Source organism: Secundilactobacillus paracollinoides, assembly GCF_001702155.1.
GTDB classification, from domain to species: Bacteria; Bacillota; Bacilli; order Lactobacillales; family Lactobacillaceae; genus Secundilactobacillus; species Secundilactobacillus paracollinoides.
Genome location: NZ_CP014912.1, coordinates 1,641,040 through 1,653,492, shown reverse-complemented (window position 1 = coordinate 1,653,492; position 12,453 = coordinate 1,641,040). Strand labels below are relative to the sequence as shown.

General features: G+C 40.9%; 9 protein-coding genes. 2 read left to right on the top strand and 7 right to left on the bottom strand.

The genetic code is table 11. The annotated features are described in order from the left end of the window. Positions 1-398 precede the first annotated feature (398 nt). From cas6e to AYR61_RS15515, 7 genes are read right to left on the bottom strand one after another with little or no spacing between them, the layout of a single operon-like run. A complete protein-coding gene (gene cas6e, locus AYR61_RS06930; protein WP_065902299.1) occupies positions 399-1,067 on the bottom strand; it encodes a type I-E CRISPR-associated protein Cas6/Cse3/CasE in 669 nt (222 codons plus the stop codon). A 12-nt stretch (positions 1,068-1,079) separates the two neighbouring features. Continuing rightward, entirely contained in the window at positions 1,080-1,796 is a 717-nt protein-coding gene (gene cas5e, locus AYR61_RS06925) for a type I-E CRISPR-associated protein Cas5/CasD (protein ID WP_065902297.1), read from the bottom strand. After that, positions 1,777-2,847: a type I-E CRISPR-associated protein Cas7/Cse4/CasC gene (gene cas7e / locus AYR61_RS06920; RefSeq protein WP_065902295.1), complete on the bottom strand. Its 1,071-nt coding sequence runs from the start codon at positions 2,845-2,847 to the stop codon at positions 1,777-1,779. The genes cas5e and cas7e overlap by 20 nt, the downstream gene beginning before the upstream one ends. Before the next feature lie 5 nt (positions 2,848-2,852). Continuing rightward, positions 2,853-3,452 (bottom strand): type I-E CRISPR-associated protein Cse2/CasB, encoded by a 600-nt coding sequence (casB, locus tag AYR61_RS06915; protein ID WP_065902294.1) that lies wholly within the window; start codon positions 3,450-3,452, stop codon positions 2,853-2,855. A gap of 6 nt (positions 3,453-3,458) precedes the next feature. Beyond that, positions 3,459-5,180, bottom strand: a complete 1,722-nt coding sequence (locus AYR61_RS06910; RefSeq protein WP_065902293.1) for a type I-E CRISPR-associated protein Cse1/CasA — start codon at positions 5,178-5,180, stop codon at positions 3,459-3,461. Position 5,181: 1 nt separating this feature from the next. Next, complete coding sequence (cas3, locus tag AYR61_RS15520) at positions 5,182-6,657, bottom strand: CRISPR-associated helicase Cas3' (protein ID WP_225356534.1); 1,476 nt, start codon at positions 6,655-6,657, stop codon at positions 5,182-5,184. A gap of 18 nt (positions 6,658-6,675) precedes the next feature. Then, positions 6,676-7,911 (bottom strand): CRISPR-associated endonuclease Cas3'', encoded by a 1,236-nt coding sequence (locus AYR61_RS15515; protein ID WP_225356459.1) that lies wholly within the window; start codon positions 7,909-7,911, stop codon positions 6,676-6,678. 1,204 nt (positions 7,912-9,115) lie between these two features. Here AYR61_RS15515 and AYR61_RS06900 point away from each other — a divergent pair. Both AYR61_RS06900 and AYR61_RS06895 read left to right on the top strand, forming a co-directional pair. Next, the gene (locus AYR61_RS06900; RefSeq protein ID WP_065902291.1) at positions 9,116-9,529 is read left to right on the top strand and encodes a (deoxy)nucleoside triphosphate pyrophosphohydrolase; all 414 of its coding nucleotides are present in this window, start codon (positions 9,116-9,118) and stop codon (positions 9,527-9,529) included. Further along, positions 9,513-12,407 (top strand): DEAD/DEAH box helicase, encoded by a 2,895-nt coding sequence (locus tag AYR61_RS06895; protein ID WP_065902289.1) that lies wholly within the window; start codon positions 9,513-9,515, stop codon positions 12,405-12,407. Before AYR61_RS06900 ends, AYR61_RS06895 begins: the two co-directional genes overlap by 17 nt. The last annotated feature ends 46 nt before the right edge of the window (positions 12,408-12,453 follow it).

Genomic DNA, 12,453 nt, shown 5'->3' with positions numbered 1-12,453 from the left:
GTGGGGAATACACCGGTGACGAGGCTGAACGGTCAAACGGCAAGGGATCACACCCACATGCGTGGGGAATACACAATTGAGTCTTTTCGTGGGGAATTCGACTTAGGATCACCCCCACATGCGTGGGGAATACGACATGGACGCGTGGAAAGACTTGACGTTCAAGGGATCACCCCCCACATGCGTGGGGAATACAGCCGATAATGACAACTGGGTCCTGTGGTCATAGGATCACCCCCACATGCGTGGGGAATACCGGAGGGTTTGCGCACTTTCAAGGGCCCGTGAAGGATCACCCCCACATGCGTGGGGAATACACTAAACAAATCCCGCCATATCAACATTCCTAAAAGTGGAAAACCCGTTTTTTTATAACTTGCAACTCACCATCACTAAAATCAAACAGGAATCACCGTCATCAGCCCCATACCAAATGCTTTTTCTTTCCCAATCCCATTTACCAGCGTTTGCCGAAAAGTAACAGCGTCAGTCACCCGCAGCATACCTTCAAAACTCACACGACTCAACTTAGCACCTCTGCTCTGTTTGCGAGCAAGCCTTGGCCAATCGCGACTAACGATATCAAAGGCCAAATCATTCACATCTTCAATGGTTTCACTTTGCTGTTTCTTAATCAGTTCAAAACCTAACTTATCGGCACGCTTAATCAGCCATCCCTTTTGTTGGTCAACCTTAATATGCGGATATATTTTAGGCTGATTTTTACCTGGTTGCGGTACCGCATGAACCGGATTGGCAGTTAGCCGAAAACGCATCAACTCGCCATCGTTAATACCGTTCAAAAATTGATCATACGATTTGGTTTGAACTGAACCACCAACACCATATCTCGCTAACGCTTCTGTATCAGGTGCCTCTTGACTTAGAAGCAACAGATACTTTTTCCCATTCAATTGATCAATGCGCCATAGATGCCGTTGCCTTTCGTTAGCAGCAATCTCTTCTGGAAAACTCTGTTCAATCCAGTTATGATAGGCGCCTAAGTGTGTTAGATCCTTAGTTTTACGCCGATTATTGACGTCAATCTCAACTCGAGATAAATACATAAGAACTCCTTTCTAGAGGCTCCCCATAATATCATGGGTAGTATCGTCTCTATTATCCTCAAATCTATTATTCGTTACTTCAACTGAATCCAAGGCGATACCGCGATATTCAAAGTATCGATTTCGTTGATCAAAAGAACCGACTTCGTCCTTTACCAGTTGTGTTCTGTTAGTAGGTATCAGATTAGCATCCGCAATAATATCCAAAATCATAGACGAATGATTTCGATGCTTTTTTCGATACCAATCTGCCGCTTGCCACTGAACGGTTTTTAAGGCAGCAACCGGATCAATATCTGAAAACAGTTCTGTCTCGAGAACGCCTGCTGGAACATTAGCTCGTCTCCCAAGGAACAATTGGAAATGCGGGTGTAACAGTGCGTAGTGAATAGCGTCGATCCATGCATCGTCGTCACTGCCAATTGCAACAACAAAAACCGCATCCTGCAAATAATCTCGATACGAGACTTTTGTACCACCCTTCCCCTTTTTCCAAACGACTGTTTGAAAGTCAGTCAACGAAACGCCGACCTGGTCAATTCTAACTGCAAAACCCAACTCATTTAATTTGAGAATTCGCGCATCATCTCTTGAATACCCCAATGCTGCAGCAACCATACCAACAATGGCACTCTTTGAAGGATAGCTACCACTCGTTCGTCTTAAAAAAGTGGCCTCGTCACCATATGATTGAAGTGGTGATGTTAATTTAATCGTCAGTGTTTTCATCCTGCACCGCCTTTGTTAAGCGCTCAGTGACTTCGTTAAGAAGGTCCGATAAATTAGTCATCTTGTCGCCAATAGTTGTGTCATCATTTCCTAAAACTGTGGTTAAAATTGGTGACTCAACAAACTTTGCTGTCCGCTGGTATTCTGCTTCCAACCGACTAATTGATTCTTCCACATATCCGTTATGCGATTTAACAGGGTTCTCAAACGCAGAGACTAAATTAACTGGCGTATCAGGACGGATAGTAACCATGACGTAATTTGGCACTGTTTTATTTGCATAGGAATTCTGCTTCCCGGTCGGCATCGTTAAAATAAATTGTTTAATGAACGTCATTGCGCCGTTAATTGCATCCGATTCACCAATGTTATGCACCAACTCGTTGAGATTTACATTGGCATACCGATACAGCGTTGCAGAATTGTACTCACTTGATCCTAACATTGCGGCACCACTTGTCGTTTTATTCTCATCGTCTGATGCGGTAAAGTAGTCAAATTCAGGAATAATTTCATGTGTTGAAATAGCGTGAGCAACCTGAACTGATCCTTCAACATTTAATTCTGGTTCATCGGCAACCATTCGTCCAAAGAGCGCCAAATCAAGGGATTGATTTCCTTTCAGCACTTTCTTGATTTCCTTAGCATCAAGTTTATCGTTATTTACGGCATAGCTTGCTAATTTTTCAATTTGTCCTTGACTTACAAATAAAAGAGCCTTCGTGCGATTATCTTTGAAGTTTTTCACACCGCCTAATTTCAGCACTTCAATCGATTTCTTAATTGCAGCATCTTCATCTAAAGATGAGTCAGTTGCCATTAAGGCATTTGCCAATAACTTCGGAACATCAAGCGTTCGACTGCTTGCTACAACGTGTGCATCCTTGAAGTAATCTCGAACTGCTTTTTTCCAGCTTTGCGATGATACACGTGATCGTGTGACCCCACCATAGATAGCCGTTTTCGGTGCGCCAGTATCATCACGGTTAATATTGGAAGATGGGACAGTTTGTAACACGTTGATATCTACATATAGGTTTTGAGTTGTCATTTAGTTTACTTCCCTTCAATTTCTGCTTTCAAATTTAAATTCTGATAATATTGCTGACCCCAAACAAGTCGAACACCATTCGCCTGCTCATAGCCAACTTGATACCAATAGAGATCATCGGCTAATTTTGCATAATCAATTTTTTGAGCACTGTTTCGCTGTTTCAAAATGGGCACGATGTGGTTAAGTGAATTGAGTGCACTTGCTACATTGGTCGTTCCCAACAAGTTCTGCACGCGTCGATCCAGAGCAACCTGATTCTCAGGATTCTGGCGTAATCTCGCTAAAGCAGTGAAAAGTGGAACACCCCCATCTTCCTGCTTATCGTAACTTGGTCCATAGACTGAGTTTGTTTGTCCTTGCTGATGAATAGCATATAGCCGAACCGCCGTAAAAATGGCCGTTTCAGCCCTCGTAGGTTTGCCTGTAGTACTTAGCCAATTCTCATCAAGATTCGCCATGAGTATCGGCCAAACTGCCTGAGCTTGTGGACTTTCAATTGAGGTCGCATTTCTAATGCCCGCCAAGGCGGCTTTGTTAAGATTTCCGTTGCCGTATAGTTGTTGAATGATGTGTGCCGTCGTTTTAACGATCTGTTTTCCCATAAACGATCACCCCTTTTTATTTAATTTCAAACGTGCGTATACATTACGTTCTAACTTATTTCCTGCCATGAAAATATTGTTGTAAATTATTTCGTCTTTTCTGCCTGGACGTTCAACCATTGCGCCACGAATATCCTTGATTTTTGCTCTAGAAATCATTCGTCGCTTCGACTCGAACACAATGGTGTTTAATTGCTTTTCCCATTCAAGCACTTTCTGACCACGATCATCTTCATTAGTCAAACTACGTAACCAGGACTTAAAAGGTTCGTTAAGCCGTTCATAAAATTTAGCAGTGATATCGTTTGCAAAGGTTGAATTCTTCTGCCCGCGAATGGCTGCAATATCAGCGCCAAAATGTCGATAATCAAGTCCAACTTGTTGTGTGAGTTTAATCACTGCATCTATTTGTTGTGGCCAGTAATTGGCCTCTTCAGGATTTTTAGCCAAAAGGACATCAGCCTCAATCTGCATGTCGTCATCGACCTCAGCAGCTGGAGTTTGTGACGCACTATTACCATCATTCAGAAGATTGATTGATGACAATGTAATTGCCTGTTTTTGTTGAACATAGCCTTCATCCTTTAAGCGGTGCAGCCAGTCGACAATTCCAGGTTCATGAATACCATCATCGTCACCAACGCCAACATACAAGCCGAAGTTTCGCCACATCGCCATCGATAAAGCACCAATATCACGATAAAGCGGCGTGTAATAGCCAGCCTTTGGGTCACGATGCCAGATAGTCATCGGTTCAATAAACACATTTTTGTTATCAAAAATGGGAATTCCCGCACTAAAGATAACCGGTTGTCCATCGTCTTGCCAGTCAACATGTAGTATGCGTGACCATGTCGTATATAGCTGGGCGATGTTATCCGGAACCAGTTCTTTTTTTCTATCTTCTACATAATCCAAAACGCTGTTATATTCCCAAACAGGTCTTTGTACCGCATATTGATCAGCATCGGGTACCAAAACTAAATTTAGTATCAATGTATCGAATAAGGTGGCGCCTTTAGCAAATACCGGGTTTAGACCATATACCCAGCCGGTAGATATCGAAAAGGACGCCTCCGTTTTAATTTTTGTTTTATCGGTGACACCACTCACGTTTTGATACATCACTAGCCAACGTGCAAACTCGTCAATTGGTACATGATTCTTGAAGTTGCCAGTCTTTGGTGAAAATACTGCGAGCGTATTCCCACTTTCAGATATTCGACGATTGATCTGTTTGAGGCCAACGGTGCCTTTCCCAGTAGCAACCTTCTTATTATCAGGCACTAATGCATCGAACTCTGCCTCGGTCACCTGATAAAACGGATGGTCGCCAAACAAATCAAACTGGTCTTGATTAGCAATCAGATAATCCTTGACTGCTGAAGAAAACTTTTTATTCTCATACAGTTGCTGCCAAGTTGCTAATAAATCATCTTCTTGGTAGTCATCTTGCTCAACGTCACCGGAAACACGAAACTGCTGATCAAGCTCCAGCCAATCATATGGATCACTATTAAAATCTACCCGTGAATATATCGTCGTCAATATTGCCAGAAGCAACCGAAAAACCACAAAATCCTGACTGCGCATATCGCCAGCAAGTTGTTGATAATCTTGCGCATTTTCGAAAAATTCGATCAAGGACACGGTTTTCTCCTGATTCGTTGCTGACTCAATAACTTTGATCCAGGGTTCCGTCGTTAAGTTAAACGATCTCGTTGCCATACTATTCCTCCTTTTTGTAACTCAATCCCCAGTCAGACGAGTAACGCAACTGCCAGCCGTCTAAAATGGCCGATTGGTCTTGATCTAATACAAGCGCATACGATTCTTTGAGCCATTTGCTCTCTTTCCAATTGGCAAAGAAACGATTGGTTTGTCCCAAAAGTTTCGAGACAACGTTTCCCATATTCTGAGTTACTCTTACCGGAAGTCGAATTGTCTGCTCCGCAATTGCCATGTCTGACATATCCGATATTCTCGTGCCTGATAGCGTGAAACACTCACTACCAATTTGTTTAACTAAAATAACTTCTAGCGTTTCTTGAATATCCCGAACAACGGCGCCGGACTTTTCATCCGCATTTTGTGGGTCGTACGGATGTTTAAGCCAACCATGAATCGGATTGCAATTTTGTTTTGGCAAGCCGATTTGAAATGCCTTAGCTTCTGATTCCTGTTTCTCCCTGTGTGTATCAAATTGAGTTTTCACTTTCTTTAAGTCGGGAATTTCTTCATTTGACTCAAAATCATAAACTTGTTGGACTAGGGGTGAGATATCCGTTGGCAGTGTGAGCTCATCTTTCAAATAGTAGTCAGTCTTCATAAGTAAATAGTTTTCGTAAATAAACGAAATGCCTGCCCGGTACTTTCCAAATGCTTCAATACCCATAATAAAGACTTCTGGTTGACGCAATTCATCTGGTCGCTGGATATGATGTCGATGCAACCGACCAATTCTTTGAAGCAAAAGGTCCATTGGAGCAATATCGGTATATAGCACGTCAAAATCGATATCCAAAGACTGTTCTAAAACTTGTGTTCCAATCACAATCATTTTGTCAGGACGATGACCGTTCTTTCCGATTTTTTCTTGCAACGTCGCTTCTTTACTTGCTCGCTCTCCTGCCAAAAATGCTGAGTGTAAAACTAAATGTGGGACATCATCTGGTACTAAACGGCCCAGTTCTTGTGCCTCCCTGATAGTATCTACGATAATGCCGGCTATTCCACCTTTTTTTATTTTATTTAATATGGAATTCATGAGCTCTTCGTTTGTTTGGTCGAGGCGATTCACTTTCACGGTGACAGGAGTCTGTTCATTTCCAAATTCAGTCACCTGCTTAACCTGCTTGCCGTCAAGCATGGTGAGTAGAGGATAGCTTTGTGTTTCTTGCCAGTTTTCTGGGGCCTCCGCATGTTTGATACTCTTACCAAATCTGCCCCGATAATATGCAGCTAGTAGGTTTACTCGCGTCTCTTTTGGCAATGTCGCTGATAATGCAATGACGGGCACGTGATAGGCACCTAACCAATTGAGGGCTTTGAATAGGTGCTGATTCATGAATGAATCATTTGCATGCACTTCATCGATTACGACCACCTTGCCACTGAAAGCAAGATGTCTTAAAAAGAGATGCTTTTGCTTAACTGACATGAGCAACAATTGATCAATTGTCCCGACGGTAAATTGCGATAGAATTCGCTTTTTTCCTGAAAATCAACTGTTGACAGTGACCGTTCCTGTCTTGTCTTTACCGTCAAAACTATCGATACCCGATGCATCTGGGAGATTTAAATAGTCTTGGTTTAATTTAGCTTTAGAATGCGCCAGATTGATTGAAAAGGATGTGTTCTGTTTCTTTGCCAGAAATGCTAGCCACTTTTCGACTCGTTTATACATAGCATTGGTTGTTGCCTGTGTCGGAAGTGCGAAGTACACCCCATTACATTTACCGGATTTTGCCAGTTGTTCAGCTGCTATCAGTGCGATTTCTGTTTTACCGCTCCCAGTTGGAGCTTCAACGATTGTCATCCCAGGCTCTTTGAATGTTGATATAGCATCCGTCATGATTTTTTGCATCTGAGAAGCTTTAAAATGCCAGCGTTCTTGATATGGATCTTCTTTCGTTGATACTGCCTGTGGAATCCATTGGTTGAATGCTTGGGACCAATTTGCCATTGCTGTTTCAAATCGCTCATCTGTTGAAATATCTTGCCAACCCTTATCCAATGGAATTAGTGGGAACAAGACTTTCTTTTTATCTTTGTCCATGTATTCGCTGGAGGCCAGCCAGTCCGCCATGATCAATAAGCCCTCTAGTATGATTGCCTGAGGTTGGGATACTTCAGGTATTTCTCTTGATGAGTTATAGCCACTTGTTTCTAGACCATACTGGAAAAGCTCCGTTTGCATTTTTCTCCAAACCAACTGTGTTTGTTCATTCTTGTCATCCTGAAAATAATTGGCTTTAAAATCGTCAATTTGACCTGATGGATCATATTCAATAGGAAAGCCATGATGACCACCAATAATCGCAGCAATTGATTTAGGGATACCGTACTCCTTCAACAATAAGGCCTCACCTGCCAAACCGTGTGGGGTTTTAAAATCAAAGAGCAATTCAGTACTTTTAGAGGGTATCCCTGATTTAGTTAATTTTCTAAGAAATCGTTTATCCAAATGGTCATCGAAACCTTTTTTAAATGTGAAGGCAGCAGTAGATTTCCCAATATCATGCATGAAGCCTATAAATTTGACTAGTTTTTGCGTATCATTCTTCGAAGTGTTGATGCTTAAAAACAGTCGCTGATCAGCAGTAAGCCAATTTTTGTACAACCAAGTAATCACATTTTGGGTATCAATTAAATGAGCGATTAAGGGGAGCCAAGCCGTTTCTCCATCAATGGTTTGCTTCTTCGCCCATAAACTTGTTGTTTCGGGTGATAAAATCATCGTAGAATTTTCTTCTTTGCATACTCTAAACATTGTTCTTAACAATTAATAAAATACACTAATCTAAGAATAATTTCAACCTAGCAGTGTATTCTACTAACCATCGCAATAGACTATCCCCCATAAATGGGGATCACTCCTATTTTCTTTCGAATATCCTCTAAACATTCGGATCACCCCCACACGTGTGGGGAACAATTTGAACATGTTTATTAAAAATACTCGGTTCAATGGCTACTATTGCAAATAGTATACCACTTTAAAAGAACTGCGCTTGCAATAGACCCGCAATTTATAACTATCAGTTGGTAACTTTTATTTCATTATCTTTTTTATGTAATGTTGCGGCAATTAGCTCCAATAAATAAGAACCTTTCTTCGCTGCTCCTTGGCTATTCAAGAGTCTTGTTTATTAAAATATTAGCAATATGTTTTCAAAAAGTTAGTAATAAAAGCTTTCTCATATCAATTTTTTATCTCCTGTTACGTGAGCAACATATACCTACCTTTTACTGCCTGCAAACACCCAAATCACATAGAGAGAACTTATCAGTAGAAATTTTAATAGAGTTTTCCTAGCCTCACACATGTGTTGGGAATACACCATTGAATCAACAGTGTCTGACAAATTGTCAAAGTCACCCACATCCGTGGGGAATAAATCTTACGAGTTAAGACAGCGTACTTTGCTTTAGGATCACCCCCACATGCGTGGGGAATACTCTTTGATTTGAATTTTTCCACGACGCTCACCGGGATCACCCCCACATGCGTGGGGAATACCTACCGTATTCGTTGCCCGCATTGCCCGTGGTGGGATCACCCCCACATGCGTGGGGAATACACTAAACAAAGGCCGCCATACCAACATTTCTAAAAATGGAAAACCCGTTTTTTTTATGACTTGCAATTGAATAAACTAGTCTCAATTTAACAGCCCACCTAAAAGCAGTGTCAAATAGATCTTATTTATTGTAACACGCTACTTTCTCCACAAAGATTTAATTGACCTATTCATATTTTTTTATCTCAGACTGAGTTCTCTGCCAATATAAAAATTGGCAAAGATTTTTTCTTCTGGATTTTATTATCCAAGAACACACCATGTCTTTAAACCCCGCCTGCGTTATAAATCAGTGCACACGTGTCCTTTATTTTATGATAATCTTAACACTAAGAAACTACGTGAAAGGACCAATACCTCATGAAAAAAATCCAAGTAGTTGGTGCCATAATCTTAAAAAGCAACAAGCTGTTAGCTGCCCAACGTGCCGCAAATCGAGCCCTGGGTTCGCTCTGGGAATTCCCAGGCGGTAAAATTGAACCAGATGAGTCACCAGAAAACGCGCTAGCCCGCGAACTAAGTGAAGAATTTGGCGCAAAAGCTACCATTTTTGAACCGTTTACAATCAATGGTGACGCGACATTCGACTTTGGTGAAGTTATTCTACACTGCTACTACGCCAGACTGGATAGTGAAATCATTAAAACAATTGCCCATGACGATTTGCGTTGGGTAACAGAGTCTGAATCACTAGAACTGGAATGGGCACCGACAGACGTTCCAGTTATTAAAGAACTCGCGAAGGCAGGCTTTACATATGAGTACAGAAGATGAAATCGCTAAAGCCGTCAACTTCGGCTTTATTAATAATCAAACTGAATCGTTAGAAATTTATCAACCAACTTTAGTGACTAATTCGCATGAAAATACAGTCTTGGATGCACTTGAAGATGAACTACGAACTGCTACGAGCTTTACGATCGCAGTTGCTTTCGTAACCTGTGGTGGCTTAATCGATTTAAAAACGATCTTAGCTGATCTTGCTGATCACAACGTTCATGGTCGCCTAATTACATCTACTTATTTGAATTTCAATAAACCCGAAGTATTCGAAGATCTGCTAAACATCCCTAATCTCGATGTCAGACTCTTAGACCAGGATGGGTTTCATACCAAGGCCTACCATTTCGACCATAACGATTATGAAAGTGTGATTGTTGGTAGTGCTAATCTGACGCAAAATGCATTAAAGAAAAATTTCGAATGGAACTTACGCGTGACTTCAACTGAACGTGGCGATGTAGTTTGTGATGTTAAAGACGACCTAGACGCTTTATGGGCTAAATCGAAACCACTGACTGAGGCATGGGTTTTAGATTACCAGCAAGTATGGCGTCCTGTGCCAAGAGCGTCTATTAAACCATCCAAAACCAACAAGACTGAAGATTTGATTCAACCAAATAGCATGCAGGTAGAAGCACTTAAAGCAATTAGTAATCTACGAACCGAAAAACATGCCAAACGAGCTTTAGTCGTTGCCGCCACCGGAACTGGAAAAACTTATCTAGCCGCCTTCGATGTTCGTAATGTTAAACCTGAAAGGATGCTTTATGTCGTGCACCGTGAACAGATTTTAAGTAAGGCGATGAAAAGCTTCAAAAAAATACTAGGTGGTAAAGACTCAGATTATGGCATTTTAAGTGGCACCCAGAAGAATTTAGATTGTCGATATACCTTCGCAACTGTCAACATGGCCGCAAGAAAAGACGTACGTGAACAGTTTGGACAAGATGCCTTCGATTACATTTTAATTGATGAAGCACATCGAGTTAGCCAAAACGTGGAAGGTGAACGTGCTTCTATGTATCAAAAACTGATGGCATATTTTCATCCTAAATTCATGATGGGCATGACTGCTACTCCTGAGCGAACGGATGGCACCAATGTTTACGCCTATTTTGATTATAATCTTGCCTATGAAAACTCCTTGATCGACGCCCTAGACAATGACCTACTGGCACCCTTCCATTATATCGGCGTCACTGATTATGAAAAAAACGGTCAGACAATTACCGATACAACCGATTTGAAGCATCTCGTTTCTGATGAACGTGTGGCGCACCTCATCAAAAAGACACGCTACTATGGCCCTGCTCCCAGCAAGTTACATGGGTTAATCTTTGTTAGTCGTATAGACGAAGGTCAAAAACTGGCAATCAAATTAAATCAACAAGGTTTCAACGCTGAGTTTGTCTACTCTGCAACTCCTATTGAAAAGCGTGAGGATGCTGTTGAACGTTTAAACAACGGGGAACTGCAGTATATTTTAACTGTGGACATTTTTAACGAAGGAGTTGATATCCCCTGTCTCAACCAAATTGTGATGATGCGTCCGACACAGTCCAGCATTATTTTCCTACAACAGCTTGGTAGAGGATTACGAAAATATCACGATAAAGACTATGTGACAGTCCTCGATTTTATTGGTAATTATAACGAAAACTACATGATCCCAATGGCCTTTGATAAAGCCCATTCTAGTAACAAAGAACAAATTAGAAAGCAGATCATTTCGCCAACAATCTCAGGTGTCTCTACGATTAATTTTGAACATATCGCTAGAAAACGGATTCTTGACGCTGTGGGCCGCGCTAAATTAGACGCTATGTCTCGATTTAGGGATGCATATAAGAGTCTTAAAGATAAGATTGGTCGACGACAACCTACCTTGTTAGACTTTGCCCAAATTGGATCAGTCAATGTATCTGACATCGTTCGTAAATTTAAAACACTGTACAATATGCGTTTGAAGTTTGAAGAAGAACCAATTGCAGAGTTAACTGATCGGCAATACAAATTTCTTTTATTCTTATCAAGAGAAATCGCTGTTTCTAAAAGACCGATAGAAGCTATTTTACTAAACCATCTTATTCAAAAGGGATCATTAGACGACCGGCAGTTACGATCACTATTGTCAACTCAGCATATATTCTATGATGAAGAAACATTGGTTAACGTCGCATCCGTATTGAACGTGTCCTATTTCATGGAAATGAATCAAGACAAGTATGGTGGTATACCACTTGTTGACCATCAACATAATACCTGGGCGTTGAGCACACAATTTAAAAATGATCTTCGATACTTCATCTTTTCAGAGTATGTTAAAGACGTTTGCGATTCAAATCTATGCGCGTTAAAAAAGGCTTCATTTAAGTTTGACGAGCGATTCACTATTGGTAACAAGTATTTTCGAAATGACGTCATTAAGCTCTTAGATTGGCCTGGAGAACAAAATGCACAAAATGTCGGTGGCTATGCCATGCGACCAGATAAACGCTTCTTCCCTGTCTTTATCGCCCTTGAAAAGACAGAAAAATTTCAAAACAAAATGGCCTATGAAGATGCCTTCATAGACCGCGGGACCATGCGATGGTTTTCTAAGAGTGGCCGCTCAACTAGTAGTAATCAAGAGCGGACTGTTATTAATAATCCATCGTATGGGATGATTCAATTATTTGTTAAGAAATCAGATGATGATAAAAAGGAAGGTAACGATTTTTATTATTTGGGTTCAGCAAAAATTGTTGAAGCGGATGATGTTACACGCATTAACAATGAACATAAACAAATTAAACTTGTCAGTTTCAAATTAAAATTACAAAAACCCGTAGATATTAATTTGTACCATGCTCTAAGTAAATTCGATTAACCACTTTCGCGTACATTAGTTATCCAATAAAAACAATTAAAGACCT